This window comes from Streptomyces sp. NBC_01591 (genome assembly GCF_035918155.1).
Classification (GTDB): Bacteria; Actinomycetota; Actinomycetes; order Streptomycetales; family Streptomycetaceae; genus Streptomyces.
The window spans coordinates 7420331-7442859 of record NZ_CP109327.1; the positions used below are offsets into that span (position 1 = coordinate 7420331).

At 71.2% G+C, this 22529-nt stretch carries 19 protein-coding genes and 1 pseudogene; 15 read left to right on the forward strand and 5 right to left on the reverse strand.

Going from position 1 to position 22529, the window contains the following annotated elements; translation table 11 throughout:
• Window positions 1–40: 40 nt before the first annotated feature.
• Complete coding sequence (locus tag OG978_RS34375) at window positions 41–1093, reverse strand: Rv2578c family radical SAM protein (protein ID WP_326768958.1); 1053 nt, start codon at window positions 1091–1093, stop codon at window positions 41–43.
• 149 nt (window positions 1094–1242) lie between these two features.
• Here OG978_RS34375 and OG978_RS34380 point away from each other — a divergent pair, with 149 nt between their 5' ends.
• The 5 genes and pseudogenes from OG978_RS34380 to OG978_RS34400 all read left to right on the forward strand — a co-directional run.
• Window positions 1243–1686 (forward strand): SRPBCC family protein, encoded by a 444-nt coding sequence (locus OG978_RS34380; protein WP_326768959.1) that lies wholly within the window; start codon window positions 1243–1245, stop codon window positions 1684–1686.
• A 187-nt stretch (window positions 1687–1873) separates the two neighbouring features.
• Window positions 1874–4345, forward strand: a complete 2472-nt coding sequence (locus OG978_RS34385; RefSeq protein WP_326768960.1) for an MFS transporter — start codon at window positions 1874–1876, stop codon at window positions 4343–4345.
• A gap of 53 nt (window positions 4346–4398) precedes the next feature.
• The gene (locus OG978_RS34390) at window positions 4399–4554 is read left to right on the forward strand and encodes an ATP-binding protein (RefSeq protein ID WP_326768961.1); all 156 of its coding nucleotides are present in this window, start codon (window positions 4399–4401) and stop codon (window positions 4552–4554) included.
• Window positions 4555–4667: 113 nt separating this feature from the next.
• Entirely contained in the window at window positions 4668–5411 is a 744-nt protein-coding gene (locus OG978_RS34395; protein WP_326768962.1) for a class I SAM-dependent methyltransferase, read from the forward strand.
• Window positions 5412–5476: 65 nt separating this feature from the next.
• Window positions 5477–5911 (forward strand): annotated as a pseudogene (locus tag OG978_RS34400) (ArsR family transcriptional regulator); the annotation flags it as partial.
• A 409-nt stretch (window positions 5912–6320) separates the two neighbouring features.
• Here the strand turns inward: OG978_RS34400 and OG978_RS34405 are convergent.
• Window positions 6321–7727: an amidase gene (locus OG978_RS34405; RefSeq protein WP_326768963.1), complete on the reverse strand. Its 1407-nt coding sequence runs from the start codon at window positions 7725–7727 to the stop codon at window positions 6321–6323.
• Window positions 7728–7774: 47 nt separating this feature from the next.
• Here OG978_RS34405 and OG978_RS34410 point away from each other — a divergent pair, with 47 nt between their 5' ends.
• The 3 genes from OG978_RS34410 to OG978_RS34420 are packed head-to-tail and all read left to right on the forward strand — an operon-like array spanning window position 7775 to window position 9896.
• Window positions 7775–8425, forward strand: a complete 651-nt coding sequence (locus OG978_RS34410) for a TetR/AcrR family transcriptional regulator (protein ID WP_326768964.1) — start codon at window positions 7775–7777, stop codon at window positions 8423–8425.
• Window positions 8422–9306, forward strand: coding sequence for an alpha/beta fold hydrolase (locus OG978_RS34415; protein WP_326768965.1), 885 nt, complete (start codon window positions 8422–8424; stop codon window positions 9304–9306). The genes OG978_RS34410 and OG978_RS34415 overlap by 4 nt, the downstream gene beginning before the upstream one ends.
• A gap of 32 nt (window positions 9307–9338) precedes the next feature.
• Window positions 9339–9896 carry a DinB family protein gene (locus OG978_RS34420; protein ID WP_326768966.1) on the forward strand — a complete coding sequence of 186 codons (558 nt, stop codon included), beginning with the start codon at window positions 9339–9341 and terminating at the stop codon, window positions 9894–9896.
• Window positions 9897–9960: 64 nt separating this feature from the next.
• Here the strand turns inward: OG978_RS34420 and OG978_RS34425 are convergent, their stop codons facing one another.
• From OG978_RS34425 to OG978_RS34435, 3 genes are read right to left on the reverse strand one after another with little or no spacing between them, the layout of a single operon-like run.
• A complete protein-coding gene (locus tag OG978_RS34425) occupies window positions 9961–10368 on the reverse strand; it encodes a GntR family transcriptional regulator (RefSeq protein ID WP_326768967.1) in 408 nt (135 codons plus the stop codon).
• A 45-nt stretch (window positions 10369–10413) separates the two neighbouring features.
• Window positions 10414–11388, reverse strand: a complete 975-nt coding sequence (locus OG978_RS34430) for an ABC transporter permease (RefSeq protein WP_326768968.1) — start codon at window positions 11386–11388, stop codon at window positions 10414–10416.
• Window positions 11385–12329, reverse strand: a complete 945-nt coding sequence (locus OG978_RS34435) for an ABC transporter ATP-binding protein (protein WP_326768969.1) — start codon at window positions 12327–12329, stop codon at window positions 11385–11387. The genes OG978_RS34430 and OG978_RS34435 overlap by 4 nt, the downstream gene beginning before the upstream one ends.
• Window positions 12330–12535: 206 nt before the next feature.
• Between OG978_RS34435 and OG978_RS34440 the strand changes: the two genes are divergently transcribed.
• From OG978_RS34440 to asnB, 7 genes are all read left to right on the forward strand, one after another.
• Entirely contained in the window at window positions 12536–13369 is an 834-nt protein-coding gene (locus OG978_RS34440) for a M55 family metallopeptidase (RefSeq protein ID WP_326768970.1), read from the forward strand.
• The gene (locus tag OG978_RS34445) at window positions 13362–14705 is read left to right on the forward strand and encodes a M20/M25/M40 family metallo-hydrolase (RefSeq protein ID WP_326768971.1); all 1344 of its coding nucleotides are present in this window, start codon (window positions 13362–13364) and stop codon (window positions 14703–14705) included. The genes OG978_RS34440 and OG978_RS34445 overlap by 8 nt, the downstream gene beginning before the upstream one ends.
• Before the next feature lie 21 nt (window positions 14706–14726).
• Window positions 14727–16706 carry a prolyl oligopeptidase family serine peptidase gene (locus tag OG978_RS34450; RefSeq protein ID WP_326768972.1) on the forward strand — a complete coding sequence of 660 codons (1980 nt, stop codon included), beginning with the start codon at window positions 14727–14729 and terminating at the stop codon, window positions 16704–16706.
• Window positions 16703–17647, forward strand: a complete 945-nt coding sequence (locus OG978_RS34455; protein ID WP_326768973.1) for a S66 peptidase family protein — start codon at window positions 16703–16705, stop codon at window positions 17645–17647. The genes OG978_RS34450 and OG978_RS34455 overlap by 4 nt, the downstream gene beginning before the upstream one ends.
• Window positions 17648–17774: 127 nt before the next feature.
• The gene (locus OG978_RS34460; RefSeq protein WP_442817787.1) at window positions 17775–19604 is read left to right on the forward strand and encodes a CocE/NonD family hydrolase; all 1830 of its coding nucleotides are present in this window, start codon (window positions 17775–17777) and stop codon (window positions 19602–19604) included.
• Between the two features lie 221 nt (window positions 19605–19825).
• A complete protein-coding gene (locus OG978_RS34465) occupies window positions 19826–20386 on the forward strand; it encodes a GNAT family N-acetyltransferase (protein WP_326768974.1) in 561 nt (186 codons plus the stop codon).
• Window positions 20387–20661: 275 nt separating this feature from the next.
• Window positions 20662–22509: an asparagine synthase (glutamine-hydrolyzing) gene (gene asnB, locus OG978_RS34470; RefSeq protein WP_326768975.1), complete on the forward strand. Its 1848-nt coding sequence runs from the start codon at window positions 20662–20664 to the stop codon at window positions 22507–22509.
• Window positions 22510–22529: the final 20 nt, after the last annotated feature.

Here is a 22529-nt window from a genome sequence, read left to right on the forward strand (position 1 = left end):
GTCAAGAGTTGACCCGTTTGCCCGCGTTGGTTCCGGCAGATCAGAGCAGGGTCAGCTGCGTGGGCCCGGGGTTGTCGAGCGGTGACCGCTGTTCCCTCTGCTGTTCCTTCCGCGCGGGAAGTCGCCGGGCCGCGCCGCGGTGCGAGGGCCCGATGCCGAACTCGGTGGCCAGCTCGTGGACGTACCGGGTGATGCGGCGCTGGTACCACTTGGGCGCGTAGGCCCCCTCGGCGTACAGCCGCTCGTACCGCCGCACCAGATGGGGGTGGTGGTTCCCGAGCCACTGCATGTACCACTCCCGGGCGCCGGGCCGCAGATGGAGGACGAGCGGGGTCACCGAGGTCGCCCCGGCGGCGGCGATCGCGCGGACCGTGGCGCGCAGCTGGTCCGGATGGTCGCCGAGGAACGGGATGACGGGGGCCATCAGCACGCCGCAGTCGATGCCGTTCTCGCTCAGGGTGCGGACGGCGTCGAGACGGCGCGCGGGGGAGGGGGTGCCGGGCTCGACGGTGCGCCACAGCGCGTCGTCGACGAAGCCGACCGAGACGGAGATGCCGACATCGGTGACCTCGGCCGCCTGTCGCAGCAGTTCCAGATCGCGCAGGATCAGCGTTCCCTTGGTCAGGATCGAGAACGGGTTCGCGTGATCGCGCAGGGTCGAGATGATGCCGGGCATCAATCGGTACCGTCCCTCGGCGCGCTGGTAGCAGTCGACATTGGTGCCCATCGCGATGTGCGCGCCGTGCCAGCGGCTGGACGCCAGCTGGCCGCGGAGCAGCTCGGGGGCGTTGATCTTGACGACGATCTGGGAGTCGAAGCCGAGGCCGGTGTCGAGATCCAGATAGCTGTGGGTCTTGCGGGCAAAACAGTAGACACAGGCGTGCGAGCAGCCTCGGTACGGATTGACGGTCCATTCGAACGGCATCCGCGATGCGCCCGGCACCCGGTTCACGATCGAGCGGGCCCGGATCTCATGGAAGGTGATCCCCCGGAATTCGGGGGTGTCAAAGGTGCGCGTGGTCACCGCGTCGGCGGTGAAGAGCGCGCTGTTCCCGGTCGTGGCGGGGTTCTCGACCAGATTGTCCCAGCGCATGGACGCCTCCTCGGTAGCACTGGACAGAGAATAGAACACGTGTTCCCTTGATCGTTTTCTCCCCTTCGTCCCGGACCGGATTTTGAGCGGCGTGCCGGAGGTGGTTGGCTCAGCACACCCCCGAACAACCGAGTGCTGGAGGAACAGCCATGGCGCAGGTCGAGGCCACGACAGAGCGAGTCATCGCGGCGGACGCGGAGACGGTGTTCGACGCGCTGGCCGACTACAAGGAGGTCCGGGGCAAGGTGCTGCCCGGACACTTCAGCGAGTACGAGGTGCGCGAGGGCGGTGACGGCGAGGGCACCCTCGTCCACTGGAAGCTCCAGGCCACCAGCAAGCGGGTGCGCGACTGTCTGCTGGAGGTCACCGAGCCCACCGACGGTCAGCTCGTGGAGAAGGACCGCAACTCCTCGATGGTCACCACCTGGACCGTCACCCCGGCCGGTGAGGGCAGGTCGAAGGCCGTCGTCTCGGCCGTCTGGAACGGTGCCGGCGGCATCGGCGGATTCTTCGAGAGGACCTTCGCGCCCAAGGGGCTCGGGCGGATCTACGACGAGCTGCTGCAGAACCTCGCCGCCGAGGTCGAGAAGTAGCCCGACCCGCTCTTGACCGGCCTCACCGGTTCGGGTGGTTTTCTCGGCCGGTGGGTTGTGCGCCGTAGTGGCTCCCACCGGGAACTAAGCCCCCGAGCGCGCCGTCGGCGCCCCTCCGTCGCGTTTGCCCTCCCTTGTTGCCCAATGGCAGAAATGGGCGGCGCAGACGCGACGAGGGGAGCGGCACGTGGTGGGTGGGATCACTCTGTTGGAGGAGGAGCCGGGCGGCGCGGGGACCGCCGAGACGGCTGCCGCGCCGCCCGACGGGCCGGCCCCGCCACCTCCCGCCGCGGCGGAACCGACCGCGGCCCCCGCCCCGTCCGGCGTACCGGAGACCAGCCCCCGCCGCATCCGGCTGATCTTCCTCGGGCTGATGCTCACGCTGCTGCTCGCGGCGCTCGACCAGATGATCGTCGCCACGGCGCTGCCGAAGATCGTCGGCGAGCTGCACGGCCTGGAGAAGATGTCCTGGGCCGTCACCGCGTATCTGCTCGCCTCCACGATCGGACTGCCGATCTACGGAAAGCTCGGCGACCTCTTCGGCCGCAAGGGCGTCTTCCAGTTCGCCATCGTCGTCTTCGTCATCGGCTCCGCGCTCGCCGGCTGGTCCCGCACCATGGACGAGCTGATCGCCTTCCGCGCCGTCCAGGGCATCGGCGGTGGCGGGTTGATGATCGGGGTCCAGGCGATCATCGCGGACGTCGTACCGCCCCGGGAGCGCGGCCGGTTCATGGGGCTCATCGGTGCCGCGTTCGGCCTCGCGTCCGTGGCGGGCCCGCTGCTCGGCGGATTCTTCACCGACCACGCCTCCTGGCGCTGGTGCTTCTACATCAACGTCCCGTTCGGCCTGGTCACGCTCGCCGTCATCACCGTCGTACTGAAACTCCCCAGGCCCACCGTCCGGCCCCGCCTCGACGTCCTCGGCGCGCTGCTGCTCGCGGCCGCCTCCACCTGCCTGGTGCTGCTGACCAGTTGGGGCGGTACGGAGTACGCGTGGGGATCGCGCACCATCCTCGGGCTGGGGGCCGGAGCCGTCGGAACGACCCTGCTGTTCCTGGTCGTCGAGCACCGGGCAGCCGAACCCATCATTCCGCTGCGGCTGTTCCGTGACTCGATCTTCAATGTCACCGCGCTCGTCGGGGCGGTCGTCGGAGTGGGGCTGTTCGGCGCCGCCAGCTATCTGCCGACCTTCCTCCAGATGGTCGACGGCGCCACGGCCACCGAATCCGGGCTCCTGATGCTCCCGATGATGGGCGGCATCGTCATCGCGTCCGTCGTCTCCGGCCAGATGATCTCCCGCACCGGCCGCTACCGCATCCACCCGATCCTCGGCGGCGCGATCTCGGTGGTCGGGATGTGGCTGCTCTCCCGCCTCGAAACCGATACCCCACGCCTCGAATGCAGCATCGCGCAGGCCGTGCTCGGCATCGGGATCGGGCTGATCATGCCGGTACTGGTGCTCGCCGTGCAGAACTCCGTCGAGCCCGCCGACATCGGCTCCGCCACCAGTGCCAACAACTACTTCCGGCAGATCGGCGGCAGCGTCGGCGCCGCCGTCTTCGGGACGCTCTTCGCGGGCCGTCTCGCGGACGCGCTCGCCGTCCGCCTGCCGTCCGGGGCGGACCTCCCCGACCCCGAGTCGATCACCCCGCAGCTGGTCCATGCGATGGAGCCCGCGCTGCGCGACAGCTATATCCAGGCGTACGCCGACGCGATGCCGCGGATCTTCCTCTACCTCGTGCCGGTGCTCGCGCTCGGCCTGTTCTTCGCCTTCTTCCTCAAGGAGAAACCGCTGGTGTCCCACCACAGCCCCGAAAACGCCGCCGAGTCCGCAACCGTTCCTGCCGCCCGCACCACTTCCACGACCACCGAGGCCGCTCCGCCACCACCCTTCTACCTGTCCGGCGTGCCGGTGTGCGGCAGCGTCCAGCACCCCGACGGTACGAAGGTGCCGCGCGCCGCCCTCACTCTCATCGACGTCCAGGGCCAGCAGGTCGGACGGGGCGCGAGCGGCGACGACGGGCGGTACGCGCTGAGTGTGCCCGGCGCCGGTTCGTACGTCCTCATCGCCGCGGCCGGCGGACACCAGCCGCAGGCCGTCAGCGTCACCGTGGGCGAACGGCCCGTCGAGCTCGATGTGGTGCTCGGCGGAGCCGGGCGTCTCGCCGGGACCGTCGTCACCGCCGACGGCATCCCGGTGCGCGATGCCGCCGTCACCCTCACCGATGTCCGCGGCGAGGTCGTCGCGTCCACCCGCAGCGGCCGCGAAGGCGGGTATGTGATCACGGAGTTGGTGGCCGGGGAGTACACCCTCGCCGCCAGCGCCCCCGCCTTCCGGCCCGCCGCGCTGCCGGTGAGCGTGCAGGCGGCCAGGGAGACCCGGCAGGACATCGAACTCGCCGGCGGGGCGGTGCTGCGCGGCATCGTACGGGCGAGCGGCGGCCGGCCCGTCGAGGACGCCCGGGTCACCCTCCTGGACGCGGCGGGCAATGTGGTCGACACACTGACCACGGGGCCCGACGGGGCCTTCCGATTCGTGGACCTGTCCACCGGCGAGTACACGGTGATCGCGGCCGGTTATCCGCCGGTGGCCACCGTCCTCCAGGTCGCGGGCGGCGGACGCACCGAACGCGACCTCCAACTCGGGCACGAGGACTGACCGTCCGAAGGAACGGCGGGCCGGCCGGCGGCTTCCCCGGCCGGCCCCGACCCGTGGCCGGGGCCTTCCACGACGAGTCCGGGCGCGGCCTGCTCCTGGTGAGCAGCCTGGCCCGCGAATGGGGCACCAGTACCACGGCGCACGGCAAGACCGTCTGGTTCGAACAGGCGCTCAGCGGGATCCAGGGGCCCAGGTCGCACACCTGGTGAAGTCCTCGCCACGAGCGGGTGGATGCTGTGCGGGGTCTTGCCGCGGCCCGTCCCGGGACGGTAGTCCGGTCCTGAGCAGAACGCCGCACGACGAACGGACCCAGGAAGCGCGCATGGACGTGTCACAGCACTACCGCGAGGCGTGGGAGGGCTTCTGGGCCGCCACCTCGGACCTGCCCGGCGAGGCGATCTGGGACTCCGACCCGTCCCTCACCTCCGTACCCGACACCGAACTTCTGCTGCCGCACGCCGACACCTCGCTGCCCGTCGTCGACCTCGGCTGCGGAAACGGTACTCAGACCCGCTATCTCGCCACCCGTTTCGCCCGCGCGATCGGTGTGGACCTCGCGCACGCGGCCATCGCGCACGCCCGCCGCGCGGACAGCGAGGGCGTCGCCGAGTTCGACCAGTTCGACCTCGTCGACGCGGAGGCCGTGGCGGCCCTGCACAAGCGGATCGGCGACACCAATGTGTATATGCGTGCGGTGATCCACCAGAGCGAGCCCGAGGCCAGGCCCGCCGTCGCCGCGGCGGTCGCGGTGCTGCTGGGGGAGCGCGGACGGGCCTTCGTCACCGAGCCGACCCCGGCCTCCAAGGATGTGCTCCAGCTGGTGGCGCAGGGGCCGGACGGCCCGCCGGAGAAACTGCGCCGGGTGCTGCGGCACGGGCTCAAGCCGGCGAGCGCCACGGAGGAGGAGGTACGGCGGCTGCTCCAGGAGGCCGGCCTCACCACACTGGCCGAGGGCGCGACCACCCTGGCCCAGACCGAGTACCTGCCCGACGGTGCGCGCGTCGCGCTGCCCGCGCGCTGGTTCGTGCTGGCCCCTGGGCCGACAGCGACCGACGGCCTCGGCTGAAGCCCTGGGCGTGGGTCAGGCGTTGGGCCCTGGCCGCCGCGCCGCGGCGGCCAGGGCCGGCCTGCCACAGCTCCGGCCTCTGCTCATTCCATCTGCGTCAGCTCGCGCGGCACGGCCTCATCGAGGAAGTCCCGCACAAGGGCGGGCGGGCCCGGCCGTGGCGGCTCCGTCGGGAGTCCGCGGACCAGTCGGATCAGGCAGCGCCGGAACAGCTCGACGCGCTCGCACGCGGGCTGGAGGACGAGAGCTATCAGCACCGGCCGGCCCATCGGGACCAGGCGCCCGCCGAGTGGCAGCACGACGAATCCTTCAGCGCCGTGGTCCACCTCACCCCGGCGGAGATGGCCGAACTCGCCGCCTCCGTCCGCCTTCTGCTGGCCGGCTACCGCGAACGGGACCAGCGGCCCGGCACGCGCCCGGCGGGCGCCGTTGCCGTGGCCGCGGTCACCAGACTGTTCCCTTTGCTGGCCGAGCAGGAGCAGGAGCAGCGGCAGTCGTAGAAGCAGCAGCGCATCCTGAGGCGTTCCGCCCTGGCGGAAAGATCGGGCGCACTGTTGGCGCGCTTGGCATGATGACGCGATGAATGACGGCCCGAGAAACAGACCTCCGCAGGTGGGCGACGAGCGTGCGTCGCTGGGCGGATTCCTCCAGTACCAGCGCGAGACCCTGGCCGTGAGGTGTGTCGGCCGTTCCTCCCTCGAATCTGACGTTGCTCGGGCTCGGTCGGCATGATCCAGGCGGCAGGCTCTAAGACCGACCGGCAATTGGGGGGGTGGGAGAAGGAGCGGGGCTGGGTGCGTGCAGCTGCAAGGCGGAGGATTGAGGCATGGCGGAGCCATGGTGATTGACGACAACGCGGCAGATGCGCGCACCCAGCCCCGCGACGCCGCCCCCCAATTGCCGGTCGGTCTAAGTCCGGTCGCCGTAGCGGTGGGCCCACGGCAGGGCCTCCTCCAGTGCGGCCGACACGGAGAGCAGCAGATCCTCGCGGCCCCATCCGGCCGTGAGTGAGACCCCGAGCGGCAGGCCCTGCGAACTCCAGCCCAGCGGAAGGCTGATGGCCGGGAAGCCGGTGGCGTTCGCCAGGACGGTGTTGCCCGTGAACGCGGTCATCGCGGCCAGCTCCGCCGCCGGGTCCGAGTCGTCGCGGAGTTGGCCGACGAGCGTGGGCGGGGTGGTCACGGTCGGGGTGATTACCACGTCCGCGTCCGCGTAGTCGAGTGCCCAGGCGCGGGCGCGGGCCTGGACCACACCGATCGAGGCGGCCAGCTCGGCCGCGGTGAACTCCAGTGAACGGGAACGGAGATGGCGGACGATCGGACGCAGGGCCGACTCGTCGAACGTCATGGTCCTGGACCCCACCAGTGCCGTGAACATCACCCGGAAGCCCTCGGTGAGCTCGGCGTCCGGCGTCTGGTCCCGGACGAACACATCATGGCCGAGCCCGGCCAGCGTACGGGCGGTGAGCTCCGCGGCGGCGGCGACCTCGGGATCCACGGGCGCGCCCGAGACCGCCCCCTGGGCGAGCGCGATCCGCAGCCGTGGCACGGGTGCGTCGCAGGCGCGCTCGTAGCTGTCGACCCGGGGCGGATGCACGGTGCCGGCCCCGGTACGGGTGGTCAGCGCGTCCAGGAACGCGGCGGTGTCGCGGACCGTGCGGGCCAGCGGGCCGCGCACGGAGAGCCCCATCCCGTCGTTGCCGGCCGGGCCCGCGGTGACGAGTCCGCGGCTGGGCTTGAGCCCGACCACGCCGCAGGCGCTCGCGGGGGAGCGCACCGAACCGGCGGTGTCACTGCCCTGTGCGATCGGTACCAGCCGGGCCCCGACCGCGGCCGCCGCCCCGCCGCTGCTGCCCGCCGCGCTGCGGCGGAGGTCGAACGGGCTGCGTGCCGGGGCGGACACCTCGGGCTCGGTGTAGCAGGCGGCCCCGAACTCGGGAACGGTGGTCTTGCCGAGGCTGATCAGCCCGGCGTCGGCCATGACGTCGACGATCTCGTCGTTGTGCTCCGGAATCCAGTCGCGGAACAGCGCGGAACCCAGCGTGGTGCGTACGCCCGCGGTGGCTTCCAGGTCCTTGACCGCGGTGGGTACGCCGAACAGGCGCGGCAGCCCGGTGCGATCCCCCGACCGCAGGACACGTTCGGCCTCGGCCGCCGTGACGCGGGCCCGGTCGGCCGACACGGTGGTGAACGCCCCCACCCGGTCGCCGCCCCCGATCCGGTCCAGCAGATGATCCACCACTTCGGTGGGACTCGTGTCACCGCATGCGTAGGCGGTGGCCAGCTCCAGAGCGGTGAGGTCGTGCAACTCCGTCATGAGCGCTCCCATTGAAGTTTCGTTACGCGTATCGATATGGTGCGGGCATGGTGGTCGAGAAGGCAAGCACTCCGAAGAACGGTCGTCCCCGGGCGGTGACGCTCGAAGCGATCCTGGGCACGGCGACCGAGCTGGCCGACGACCAGGGGCTCGATGCCGTGAGCTTCCGCGCGCTGGCCGACCGGCTGGGCGTGTCACCGATGGCGATCCACCGCACGACGGGTGGCATCGACGCGCTCCAGCACGCGCTGGTGTCCCGGATCGTCGGCGAGGTGACCCGGTCGGTGGACTGGCCGGACGACTGGCGCGGCACCGTCCGGCTGTTCGCGAACACGCTCCACGACCTGCTCATGCGGCACCCCGTCATCCTTGAGGCACACCGCCGCGCCCCGCTGGTCGGGCCCGGCGCCGACGACGTCGCGTACCGGGTCGTGGCGGCGCTGCGCAGCGCGGGGCTCGACGAGGAGGCCGCCGCGTACGCGTACGGCACCCTGCACGACTTCGTCACCGGCCACGTGGCGATCCGCCTCGGCCGCGGTGATCTGGAACTGCACCAGCTCCCGCCGGAACGCCGGGCCGCGTCGGTGTTCGCGGATCACCACGACTACGGCCGCCGGTTCTCCTTCGGCCTCGACTTCGTCATCGGCGGAATCGCCGCCGCTGCCGCAACCCCCGTATCCCACGAGGAGCAGAGATGACCCCCTCCCCGACGGACCTGCCGGAGACGGAACTGCCGGAGACACACCGCCTGACGGCCCCGAGCGGGCGCCGTATCGCGTACTGCTCGTACGGCGACCCCGCCGCCCCGCCCGTGATCGTGCTCCACGGCACCCCCGGCAGCCGCTACGAGGGCCTCGCTCTGCGGCAGGCGGCGACGGACGCGGGCCTGCGTCTGGTCTTCCCGGACCGTCCGGGGTACGGCGAGACCGACCCCGTACCCGGTCGCGGCTTCCACCGCTGGAACGACGATTTCGTGGCCCTGCTCGACCACCTCGGCCACGAGCGGGCCGCGCTCGTGGCGATCTCGGGCGGCGGCGGGTACGCGCTCTCGGCGGCCCAGAAGCACCCCGGGCGGGTGACGAAACTGATCCTCGCGTGCGCCGCCGTTCCCGGAGCTCCCCGCGAGGCGTACGCGCGCCGGATCCCGCTGGTCAAGTGGCTGAACCGGATCGTCGTCCGGGCTCCGGCGATCGCCCGGCCGATGCTCGCGGGGAAGGGCATCTTCAAGAAGACGAGGAACGAGCCGAACCTCGATGCCTGGCCCCGCTCCGACCGGCTGATCATGAGCACCCCCGCCTTCCGGGCGCTGTCCGACGTGGACACGTCCGAGGGTCAGCGCCAGGGAGTGGACGCGGCCATCACCGACCTCGCCGGGTACTCCCGCCCGCTGCCGGACCCGCTGGGCTCGGTCTCCGTGCCGACCCTCTTCCTCCACGGCGAGGCGGACGGCAACGTCCCCATCGAGGTGGCGCGCTGGGCGCACGCGCAGATCCCGGGCGCCGAGCTGCGCACCGTCCCCGACGGCGGTCACCTGTTTCTGCTCGCGGACCCGGAGCCGCTCCTGCGGGAACTGACCTGAGTGGTGTGCGCGGCGGTGTGAGGATGGCCGTCATGACATGGACGGCACCTCGCATCGAACGTACGACAGCTGACGGCGACCAGCTGAACGTCCCGAGCACCGCGGACGAGCGGGCCATGCTGGAAGGCTGGCTCCAGTGGCACCGCGAGACGCTGCTCACCAAGTGCGCCGGGCTCGCTCCGGCACAGCTTGCGCGCACCGCTGTCGAGCCGTCGGACCTCACCCTCCTCGGCCTGGTGCGGCACATGGCGGAGATCGAACGCTGGTGGTTCCGCCGGAGTTTCGCGGGTGAGCCGATCGGTGATGTCTTCACCGAGCCGGGTGACGGCGACGAAGGGATCGAAGGCGTCGACGCCGCTCACGCCGAGCGCGACTTCGCCGCCTTCCGCGCCGAGATCGAGGTGTGCGACGCCGCCGTGGCGGGGTGCGGGCTCGACGAGACCTTCGTGTCGGCAACCCGCGGCCGGATCGTCAGCCTCCGCTGGGTGTATCTGGTGATGATCCAGGAGTACGCCCGCCACAACGGTCACGCGGACCTGTTGCGCGAGCGGACCGACGGCGCCACGGGCGACTACCCCGCGCGGGAATGACGGTGCCCGGCCCCCCACCGGGGGACCGGGCACTCCTCGTCCACGAGGCGGACGGTGCCGCGCCTCAGCCGGCATCCGCCTCAGCCGGATACACGGCCGCGTAGGCCGACCGGAAGAGGGCGTCGACCTCCTGGCCGCTGAGTCCCTGCGACCGTGCCTCGTTCAGCCACTCGGCGAGCGACGTGCGCAAAGGGGAGTCGGCGCCCGCCTGGGGCGGGACGAGGGAGCGGGTGATGAAGGTGCCCGCCCCCTGCCGGACCTCGGCGAGGCCCGCGCGCTCCAGCTCGCGGTACGCCTTGAGGGTGGTGTTCGGGTTGACCTTGGTATCGGCCGCGACCTGAGCGGCCGTGGGCAGCCGGTCACCCTCCTCCAGGGCGCCCATGCGCAGCGCCTGTTCGACCTGTCGCACGATCTGGAGGTATGTCGCCACTCCGCTGCGCCGGTCGATGCGGAACACGACCACTGCCTTCACCTCCCCTTCGACTGCCGAAACCCTGCGTACCTGCGGCGGCAGGTCCTAGAGGGGGCGACGGGACACCCGCCACAGGACGAACGCGGTCAGTACGGCGGTACCCGCGAGCAGGATGCCCGCCCCGGTCCACTGCATGGCCGGCATCTGGTCGAAGCCGAGGTACTCGTAGACATTGTTGACGATGCCGTGCTCCTTGACGCACGCGTCGGAGGCCGCCTCGGTCTCCTTGGCGCACAGGCCCCAGCCGTAGAGATGGCCGTCGGCGGAACCGATCCAGCGGTCCACCTCGAGCGACTCGTTCAACCGCGCGGGCATGTCCGCGTCGAGCGGATAGACGAGCGTGCGGGTCGGGGCGAGGTGGACGAGCATCACGTCCCAGAAGACCCCGACGGCCGCGGCGAAGACGAATGTGATCGCCATGGCGGCGAGGACGCGGCGGACCAGCACACCGATGGTGATGCCGGCGGCGGTCATGAAGAGACAGAGCGCGGGGAGCACCGGACCGGTGCTGTCGAACACCGACCCGTCCGACCACTGGCTGGAGAACACCGAACGGTAGGGCTTCCACCACCAGGTGAACAGCGCCGAGAGCACCGCAGTGGTCACGAGCACCGCCGCGTAGATCCAGGCGAACTTCGTCGCCACCCAGCGGCGGCGGGACACCGACTGGGTGGTGACCAGCTGTGCGGTGCCCTGTTCCTGGTCTCCCGCGATCAGCGGGGCGCCGACGAAGACGGCGAGGATCAGCGGCAGCCCGCCCAGCGCGGCGATGACGAGACCCACACCGTCCGAATCGATCGTCGGCTGCGCCAGTTCCTTCCCCGGCCAGCCCGCGGCGTCCAGGAGGTCCTTCATGTGGGTGCGCTCGTAGACGAGCCAGATCGAGCCGAGGACCGTCACGGCGAGCAGACTGAGCAGGGTGGCCCGGTGCTGGCGCACGACGAGCCAGCTCAGCCCGCGCAGCATGCGGGGCCCGGGGGTGCGCCCGGTCCGGGGGGAGTCGGTCAGGGTGGTGCTCATGAGGTGTGGCTCCCTTCGGCCTCGATACGGGCACCGGGTGTGAACAACGGGGGCGCGTCCGGCGAGCGGAGATGTGCCAGCAGTACCTCCTCCAGGCTCGGTTCGGCGACCACCCAGTCGCTCGACAGGGGGCCGTTCGTCCGCACCAGCGCGTGGAACTGCCGGCCCTGGACGCGGCACTCGATCACGGTGTGGGGTGCCAGCGCGGCGGCCGGGTTCCCGTCCTGGGCGAGCCCGGTCACCAGTGCGTGGGCCGGGACGAGCGCGTCCGCGTCACCCGCCATCCGGACCCTGCCGTCGGCGAGTACGAGCAGGTAGTCGCACATGTCCTCCAACTCGGTGAGCATGTGGGAGGACATCACCACCGTGGTCCCGCGCTCGACGGCCTCCGACATCAGCAGGGTGCTCATGTCATGGCGGGCCAGCGGGTCGAGGTCGGACATCGGCTCGTCGAGCAGCAGCAGGTCGGGCCGCTTGCCGAAGGCCAGCGCGAACGCGACGCGGGTGCGCTGACCACCGGAGAGCGCGCCGACGCGGGCGTCCAACGGCACCTGTCCCGACCGGACGATCCGCTCCGCCGCGGCCGCGTCCCAGCCGGGGTTGAGCTCGCTGCCCATGCGCAGCGTCTCCGCCACGGTGAACCGCTTGAACAGCGGCTTGTCCTGCCCGAGGAACGCGAACTTGGGCATCACCTCGGGGTCGTCCACGGGTACACCGAAGACGCGGAGGTCACCTCCCGTGGGCTGCACCTGCCGGGTCGCGATCCCCAACAGGGTGCTCTTCCCGGCCCCGTTGGGGCCGACGAGACCGCAGATCCGGCCGGCCGGCAGCCGGAACGAGATGTCCTGCAGCGCCCAGCCGCGACGGTAGCGCTTACCCAGGCCGCGGGCCTCCAGCGCCCATGCGCCGGACGCGCCGTCCGGAGTGAATGCGTCTGCCATGCACTTCGCCTCAAATCCATTAGTCAATTAATGGAATCATGGTCTGGGGTAATGGAATGTGTCAAGGCGCGCCGGGTGGCCTCCCCGGGAGGACGTCCGTGATGCACCTGATCGGGGTGTGCGTCGCACTCTCTTCGGAGGACTGGACCATTGAACGTATCCGTGGCTCTGGCCTGGCGGTTCCCGGGCGCGTAGCGTGACCCGGCATGAAGATCCTCATCAGCGCGGACATGGAAGGCGCCACCGGTGTGACCTGGCCGGCCGATGTGCTGCCGGGCACCCCCCAGTGGGAGCGGTGCCGTTCCATGTTCACCTCCGACGTGAACGCGGCGGCGCTCGGTTTCTACGACGGCGGCGCCGACGAGGTGCTCATCAACGAGGCCCACTGGTCCATGCGCAACCTCCTGCTGGAGCAGCTCGACGACCGGGTCCAGATGCTTACCGGCCGGCACAAGTCCCTCTCCATGGTCGAGGGCATCCAGCACGGCGACGTCGATGCCATCGCCTTCGTCGGCTACCACACGGGCGCCGGCGCGGAGGGGGTCCTCGCCCACACCTACCTCGCCAACTCCATCACCGGGGTCTGGCTCAACGGCGCCCGCGCGAGCGAGGGACTGCTCAACGCGCATGTCGTGGCCGAGTACGGGGTGCCCGTCGTCCTTGTCACCGGCGACGACCTGACCTGCGTGGACGCGGAGGGGTACGCCCCCCGGGCCCACAAGGTCGCCGTCAAGGACTACGTGTCGCGGTACGCGGCGGTGTGCCGCACCCCGGCCCGTACCGCGGCGGACATCCGCGCAGCGGCGAAGGACGCCACCGCGCTCGCTGTGCGGCACACACCGGTGGAGGGCGGACCCTTCACCGTGGAGCTGGAGTTCGACGCCGAGCACCTGGCCCAGGCGGCCACCGTCGTCCCCGGCGTGGCGCCCAGCGGCGAACGACGCGTCGCCTACACCAGCGCGACGATGTACGAAGGAATCCGCACGTTCAAGGCGGTGACGACGATCGTGTCGTCCGCCGTGGAGGAGCAGTATGGCTGAGGCGACCGGTCCCCAGGAGGGCATCGACCAGCAGGCGCTGGACGAATCGGTGACGTTCACCTCCGAACTGATCCGGATCGACACCACCAACCGCGGCGGCGGCGACTGCCGCGAGCGCCCTGCCGCCGAGTACGTCGCCGAACGGCTGGCCGCCGCCGGACTGGAACCCACCCTGCTGGAACGCACCCCCGGACGCACCAATGTGGTCGCCCGGATTCCCGGCACCGACCCGTCCGCCGACGCCCTGCTCGTCCACGGCCACCTCGACGTGGTCCCGGCCGAGGCGGCCGACTGGACCGTGCACCCCTTCTCCGGCGAGGTCCGCGACGGTGTCGTCTGGGGGCGCGGCGCCATCGACATGAAGAACATGGACGCGATGGTCCTGGCCGTCGTACGCGCCTGGGCGCGGGCCGGGGTCCGGCCCCGCCGCGACATCGTGATCGCGTACACGGCCGACGAGGAGGCCAGCGCCGACGACGGCTCCGGCTTCCTCGCCGACCGGCACGCCGAGCTCTTCGAAGGCTGTACGGAAGGCATCAGCGAATCCGGTGCCTTCACCTTCCACGCCGGACCGGACCTGCCGCTCTACCCCATCGCCGCGGGCGAGCGCGGCACCGCCTGGCTGAAGCTCACCGCACACGGCAAGGCCGGGCACGGTTCCAAGGTCAACAAGAACAACGCGGTCAGCACGCTCGCCGAGGCCGTCGCCCGGATCGGCCGGCACGAATGGCCCGTCCGGCTCACCCCGACGGTCCGCGCCGCGCTCACCGAGATCGCCGCGCTGCACGGCATCCACCCCGACCTGGACGCCCCCGGCTTCGACGTCGACGAACTGCTCGGCAAGCTCGGCCCCGCCGCCGACCTGGTCGCGCCGACCGTCCGCAACAGCTCCAACCCGACCATGCTGGAGGCCGGGTACAAGGTCAATGTGATCCCGGGCCACGCCACCGCCTTCATCGACGGCCGGATGGTGCCCGGTGGCGAGGGCGAGTTCCACGCCACCCTGGACCGGCTGACCGGCCCCGAAGTCGACTGGGAGTTCCACCACCGCGAGGTCCCGCTCCAGGCCCCGGTCGACTCGCCGACGTTCGCGAAGCTGCGCGCCGCGATCGAAGCCTTCGACCCGGCCGGCCATGTCGTGCCGTACTGCATGTCGGGCGGCACGGACGCCAAGCAGTTCTCCCGGCTCGGTATCACCGGCTACGGCTTCTCACCGCTGAAACTGCCCGTCGGCTTCGACTACCAGGCGCTGTTCCACGGCGTCGACGAACGCGTCCCCGTCGAGGCCCTGCACTTCGGCGTCCGCGTCCTCGACCACTATCTGCGTACTGCCTGACCGCAACAGGGGGAATCGAACATGCTGCCCACCGGGGCTCACGGAACCTGGCCTTCGCCGATCGACGCCGCGCTCGCCGCCTCCCACGACGGGCGACCGGAGTACGTCGGCACCGTCGGCGACGAGGTGTGGTGGACGGAGCCCCGCCCCGCCGAGGCGGGCCGCCGCGCCCTGATCCGCCGCCGGGCGGATGGGAGCGCCGACAGCGTGCTGCCCGCCCCGTGGAACGTACGGAGCCGGGTCATCGAGTACGGCGGACGGCCCTGGGCCGGGACCGGGCGCGCCGAGGGCGGCCCGCTGATCGTCTTCGTCCACTTCGCCGACCAGCGGCTCTACGCATACGCCCCCGACGGGCCCGGCGAACCCTGGCCGCTCACCCCGGTCTCGGCCGTCGGCGGCGGGCTGCGCTGGGCCGACCCGCAGCTCCACCCCGACCGGGGCGAAGTGTGGTGCGTCCTGGAGGAGTTCACCGGCGAGGGCCCCACCGATCTGCGCCGGGTGATCGCGGCGGTGCCCCTGGACGGCTCGGCCGCCGACGACCGCGCCGCGGTACGTGAACTCACCGACGACAGCAGCCGGTTCGTCACCGGACCGAAGCTCTCGCCCGACGGGCGGAAGGCGGCCTGGATCGCCTGGGACCATCCCCGGATGCCGTGGGACGGCACCGAGGTGATGCTCGCGGATGTCGCCGAGGACGGCACCTTCCACCGACCCCGGTCCTTCGCCGGCGGCCCCGAGGAATCGGTGCCGCAGATCGAGTGGGGGACCGACGGGCAGCTCCTCTTCGCCAGTGACCACAGCGGCTGGTGGAACCTCTACCGGGCCGATCCGGACCGGGGCGCGGTCGCGCTCTGCCCCCGCCAGCAGGAGTTCGCCGGACCGCTCTGGAAGATCGGCCTCAGCTGGTTCCGGCCGCTGGACAACGGCCTGATCGCCACCATCCACGGCAAGGGCACCACCACGCTCGGCATCCTCGACCCGCAGACCGGCGAACTGGTCGACGTCGCCGGGCCCTGGACCGAATGGGCCGAGACGCTCGCCGTGCACGGCAGCCGGGTCATCGGCGTCGCGGCGAGCCCGTACAGCGCGTACGAAGTGGTGGAGCTGGACACCGCGACCGGCCGCACCCGCGTCATCGGGTCACCGCACAAGGACCCCGTCGACCCCGCGTACTACCCGCGGCCCGAGGAGCGCACCTTCACCGGGCCCGAAGGACGCGAGATCCACGCACACATCTACCCGCCGCGCAGCCCCGACCGGGCCGGCCCCGAGGACGAACGGCCGCCCTACGTGGTCTGGGCGCACGGCGGCCCCACCGGCCACGCCGCACTCGTGCTCGACCTGGAGATCGCCTACTTCACCTCGCGCGGCATCGGCGTCGCCGAGGTGAACTACGGCGGCTCCACCGGCTACGGCCGGACCTACCGCAACCGGCTGCGCGAACAGTGGGGCGTCGTCGACGTCGAGGACTGCGCGGCCGTCGCCGCGGCGCTGGCCGACGAGGGCACGGCCGACCGGCGGCGGCTCGCCATCCGGGGCGGCAGCGCCGGCGGCTGGACCACCGCGGCCTCACTGACCGGCACCGATGTCTACGCCTGCGGGACGATCATCTACCCCATCCTCGACCTGACCGGCTGGGGAACCGACGAGACCCATGACTTCGAGTCGCGGTACCTGGAATCCCTGGTGGGACCGCTCGCCGAAGTCCCGGACCGCTACCGCGAACGCTCGCCGATCAGCCGCACCGACCGGCTGGCCACCCCCTTCCTGCTGCTCCAGGGGCTGGACGACCCGATCTGCCCGCCCGTCCAGTGCGAGCGGTTCCTCACCGCGCTCGACGGACGGGGCATCCCGCACGCGTATCTCACCTTCGAGGGCGAGGGACACGGGTTCCGGCGCGCCGACACCATGATCCGCGCACTGGAGGCCGAACTCTCCCTGTACGCACAGACCTTCGGGATCGACCGCACCGACGTACCGCGGCTGGAGCTGAAGAAGTGACTCTCGCACCGCTGACCCGCCCGGCCCGGCTGCGCCCGGGGGCCAGGGTCGCCGTCGTGTCACCGAGCGGGCCGGTGCCCGCCGACCGGCTGGAGGCGGGCCTGGACGTACTGCGCGGCTGGGGCCTGGAGCCCGTCGAGGCACCCCATGTGCGCGAGGTCCACCCGGAGCTGGACTACCTCGGCGGCACGGACGAGGCGCGGGCCAGGGATCTCCAGGAGGCCTGGTGCGATCCGGCCGTGGACGCGGTGATCTGCGCCCGCGGCGGATACGGCGTGCACCGGATGGTCGACCTGGTCGACTGGGCGGCGATGCGCGCGGCCGGGCCCAAGGTGTTCATCGGCTACAGCGACATCACCGTGCTCCATGAGGCGTTCGCGCAGCGCATGGGGCTCGCCACCCTGCACGGCCCGATGGCCGGCACCGAGACCTTCCTCAAGGACCCGGACACCCAGGAGTCCCTGCGGGCCACCCTGTTCGAGCCCGATTCGGTACGGACTCTCGGCCTGCCCACGGCACGGGTGCTGGTCCCCGGCCGGGCCCGCGGGATCACCTACGGCGGCTGTGTGAGCCTGCTCGCCGCCGACCTCGGCACCCCGCACGCCCGGACGTCGGCCCGGGGCGGGCTGCTGGTGATCGAGGACACCACCGAGGACCCGTACAGCATCGACCGCATCCTCACCCAACTGCTGCGGGCCGGGGCGCTCGACGGGATATCCGGGGTTGCCTGCGGTTCCTGGGCGGGCTGCGGTCCGTACGAGCAGGTGCGGGCCGTGCTCGCCGACCGGCTCGGCCCGTTGGGCGTACCGGTCGTCGAGGAGCTGGGCTTCGGGCACGGACCGACGGCGCTCACGATTCCGCTCGGCGTGCCCGCCGTGCTGGACGCCCCGGCCGACGGCGGCCCCGCCACGCTCACCGTCGAGGTGCCGGCGCTGCGCTGAACGGCGGCGAATCGCAAAGAAGTTGAGCGTCATTCAGGAAACGCTGTCCCGGTCGTTGACATCACTATGACACGTGTCACAGCATGAGCGCGGTTCATTACTTACCGGTCGGTAAGTCGCCCTCGGTGTGGAGGTCTTCGTGTCGCGTGCTGTTTCCCGCCCCCGGTCCGGGTACCGGACGCTCTCCCGGAAGTCGGTCGCGTATGTGGCCGGAGCCGCGCTCGCCGCACCGCTGGTCCTCACCGGTGCAACGCGGGCGACCGCCGCCGAACCGTCCCAATACACCGTCACCCCGCTGAAGTTCACCATTGAGGCGGGCGGTCGCTCCTGCACCGTCGACGCGGATCTGTACCGCCCCGCCGGGGTCGACGCACAGCACCCGGTCCCCGCGGTGCTCGCCACCAACGGCTTCGGCGGCAGCAAGTCGGACGGCTCGACCGACGCCATCGGCAAGGCCTTCGCCTCCCGCGGCTATGTCGGCCTCGTCTACTCCGGCCTCGGCTTCGGCAAGTCGGGCTGCCTCATCACCCTCGACGACCCGGCCATCGACGGCAGGGCGGCGGCCGGGCTCATCGACTTCCTCGCCGGGACCCGCGCCGCCGACAACGGCGCGAAGGCCGACTACGTCACCAGGGACGGCAAGGGCGACCCCAGGGTCGGCATGATCGGCGGCTCGTACGGCGGTGCCGTCCAGATGGCCACCGCGGCCGTCGACCGACGCGTCGACGCCCTCGTACCGCTGATCACCTGGAACGACCTGGCGTACGCGCTCGCCCCGAACAACGCCGGTACGCGAAAGGGCGTTTCGTCCGACACCGCCGGGGTCTTCAAGTGGCAGTGGACCAACGGCTTCTATCTGATGGGGGAGGGGCAGACGGTCCTCAACGCGAGCCTCGACCCGTCCCGGTTCAACAACCTCACCTGCCTCCACTTCGCGTCACAGGCCTGCGACACCATCCGGCTGCTCAACTCCGGCCGCTACCCGGCCGCCCGGACCGCCGCGATGCTCGACTACGCGCGCAGCGTGTCGCCCGTCGACTACCTCGGCAAGGTCAAGGCGCCCACCCTGCTCGTCCAGGGCCAGGCCGACAGCCTGTTCAACCTGAACGAGGCCACCGCCACGTACGACACCCTCAAGGCGCAGGGCACCACGGCAAAGATGATCTGGCAGGCCTGGGGGCACAGCGGCGGACAGGCGCCCGGTGAACTCGACCTGGGCAAGGGCAACCTGGAGACCAGCTACGTCGGACAGCGCGTCCTCGCCTGGTTCGACCGCTACCTCCAGCACCGGAAGAACACCGACACCGGGCCCGAATTCGCCTACTACCGTGACTGGAAGAGCGGCTACGGCACCGCGGCCTCCGTACCGGCCCTCTCGCAGAAGGTGTACCTGTCCGGCGACGGCAAGCTCGTCGACAACCGGTCCGAGGTCACCCGGGGCAGCCGCCAGTACGCCAACTGGCTCGTTCCCACCAGCCATTCGGAGAACTCGCTCGCCGGCCTCATCGGGTTGCCCGACCCCAAGCCCTATGACACCAAGGGCACCTACCTCGGCTGGACCAGCGCCCCGCTGACGTCCCCTGTCGATGTCGTCGGCGCGCCGAAGGCCACCCTGAAGGTCGTCTCGCCGAAGACGGAGCGGGTCCAGAACAGCGGCGACGCCGCCGACAAGCTCGTCCTGTTCGCCAAGGTCTACGACGTGGCCCCCGACGGCAGCAAGACGCTGGTGAACCGGCTGGTCTCCCCGGTGCGGGTGCCGGACGTCACCCGCTCGTTCACCGTGCAGCTCCCGGGCATCGTCCACCGGTACGAGGCGGGCCACCAGCTCGAATTCGTGATCGCGGCGAGTGACAGCGCGTACTCGGGCAACCGTGGAATCAAGCCGGTCACGGTGGTCAGCGCCCCGGAGGACACCGGTGTGCTGGAGCTTCCGGTGGTCGGCGGCCGGCTGAAGTGACGCGGCAGGGCGCCGGTCCCGCGAGGGGCCTTTCCCGGGAGATCCCGGACCGGATCCGGGCCCGGCGCCCCCGCCACCCCCACCCGGTCTTCACGCCGGACGGCACCGCCGTCCTCCACAACCACGGCGATCCGTCGACCGGCGAGGTCGCGGTGGCCCGGGTCCCGGTGCCCGGTCCCGGTCCTGCCTGATCCAAACGGGACAGCCCTTAGGCTGGCCGGATGCCTGAAAGCGACTATCTGGCCGAGGGACGGCGCACGGCGATCCGCCCCATCACACAGGCGGATGCCGAAGAGTTCACCGCCCGGGCGCGGGAGAGCCGGGACCTGCACGCCCCCTGGCTCTTCCCGCCCGGCGACGCCCGCGCGTACGCCGCCTACGCGGGCCGGCTGATCGACGACCCCGCGAGGGCGGGCTTCCTCGTCTGCGAACGCGGCGGGAGCGGGCCCGCCGACGGGATCGCGGGGTTCATCAACATCAACAACATCGTCACCGGCGCGTTCCGCTGCGGCGCACTCGGATACGGGGCCTTCGCCCACGCGGCGGGACGCGGCCTGATGGGCGAAGGGCTGGACCTGGTCCTGCGGTACGCCTTCGGGCCGCTCGGTCTGCACCGCCTCGAAGCCAACGTCCAGCCCGGCAATGGGAGTTCGCTCGCCCTCGTCCGACGGGCCGGATTCCGTCTCGAAGGGTTCTCGCCGGACTTCCTCTTCATCGACGGGGCCTGGCGCGACCACGAGCGGTGGGCCATCACGGCCGAGATGACCGGCGAGAAGTCCTAGGAAGCCTTGGGCACGGGCCGGGCCCCGCCCACCGCCGCGGACACCACGCATGTTGGGCAAGTCTTTGCCGATGGCCGATTCGGTATCCCCGCCGGACACACCGGCCGTTCCCCCAGGGGCTCCGGCGGACGGCACTCCGTACAGGAAGCGGAAAAGCGCGGCCGAAAGTATGAGGGGCACGCCTCCGTCCAGGTGACGACCGTGTTGACCGTACGCAATCGCAGGCAGACGCTCCTCATATAGATGCTAGATGCAACTGGTTCTGGAGGGCGCATATGTGTGGCATCGCCGGCTGGGTCTCCTTCGACCGCGATCTACGGGCAGCCGAGGAGGTCGCGAAACTGGACGCGATGACGGAGACCATGTCCTGCCGGGGCCCCGACGACCGGGGGACCTGGACCGACGGTCACGCCTCGCTCGGACACCGGCGGCTCGCGATCATCGACCTGCCCGGCGGGCGCCAGCCCATGACCGTCGGCACACCCGAAGGCCCGGTCGCCCTCGTCTACTCCGGTGAGGCGTACAACTTCACCGAACTCCGCGGCGAACTGACCGCCCGCGGGCACCGGTTCACCACCGACTCGGACACCGAGGTCGTACTGCGCGGCTATCTGGAGTGGGGCGAGGCCCTCGCCGAGCGGCTGAACGGCATGTACGCCTTCGCGCTCTGGGACGGCCGCCACGACCGGCTCGTCATGATCCGCGACCGGATGGGCGTCAAGCCCTTCTACTACTGGCCGACGCCCGACGGTGTGCTCTTCGGTTCGGAACCCAAGGCCATCCTCGCCAACCCGCTGGCCCGGCCCCGGGTGACCCTCGACGGGCTGAGGGAGCTCTTCACCGTCGTCAAGACCCCGGGCCACGCCGTATGGGACGGCATGTACGAGGTGGAGCCCGGCACGGTCGTCACCGTGGACCGCGGCGGCCTGCGCCGACACGTCTACTGGCGGCTGGAGACCCGCCCGCACGCCGACGACCGGGACACCTCGATTGCCACCGTACGGTCGCTGCTCGACGACATCGTGCGCCGCCAGCTGGTCTCCGACGTACCCCGCTGCATCCTGCTCTCCGGTGGACTCGACTCATCGGCGGTCACCGCGCTCGCCGCCCGGCAGCTCGCCGAGAGCGGCGAGAAGGTCCGCACCTTCGCCGTCGACTTCGTGGGACGCACCGAGAACTTCGTCGCCGACGAGCTGCGCACCACCCCCGACACCCCGTTCGTGCACGACGTGGCCCAGCGGGCGGGCACCCTCCACCGGGACATCGTGCTCGACCCCGACACCCTCGCCGACCCGGAGGTACGGGCCCGGATGATCCGGGCCCGGGACATCCCCATGGGCCTCGGTGACATGGACGCCTCGCTCTATCTGCTCTTCCGCGCCATCCGCGAACACTCGACCGTCGCGCTGTCCGGAGAGTCCGCCGACGAGGTCTTCGGCGGCTACCTCCAGTTCTTCGACGAACAGGCCCGCAGCGCCGACACCTTCCCCTGGCTGGTGCGGTTCGCCGAGCACTTCGGCGAGGACTCGGGCGTGCTCCGCGACGACCTCGTCCGGGCCCTCGACCTGGACGCATACGTCCGCGACAGTTACGAAGCCGCGGTCGCCGGCATCGAACGGCTCACCGGCGAGAGCGACTTCGAGTACCGCATGCGCAGGATCTGCCATCTCCACCTGACCCGGTTCGTGCGCGTCCTGCTCGACCGCAAGGACCGGGCGAGCATGGCGGTCGGCCTGGAGGTCAGGGTGCCGTTCTGCGACCACCGGCTCGTCGAGTACGTCTACAACACGCCCTGGGCCCTCAAGTCCTTCGACGGCAGGGAGAAGAGCCTGCTGCGCGAGGCCACCGCCGATGTGCTGCCCCGGTCGGTGTACGACAGGACCAAGAGCCCCTATCCGTCGACCCAGGACCCCAAGTACGCGATGGCCCTGCAGGCGCATGCCCGTGAACTGCTCGCCCGCCCCGACCACCGCGTGTTCGACCTCGTCGACCGCGAACGGCTCCGCAGGGCCGCCGACCACGACGCGCCCCAGGTCACCTCGGCGTCCCGCCGCAGCCTGGAACGCGCCCTGGACCTCGCCATGTGGCTGGACCTGTACGAGCCCGAGCTGATCCTCGGCTGAGCGGGCCGCCCCGGGGGAGT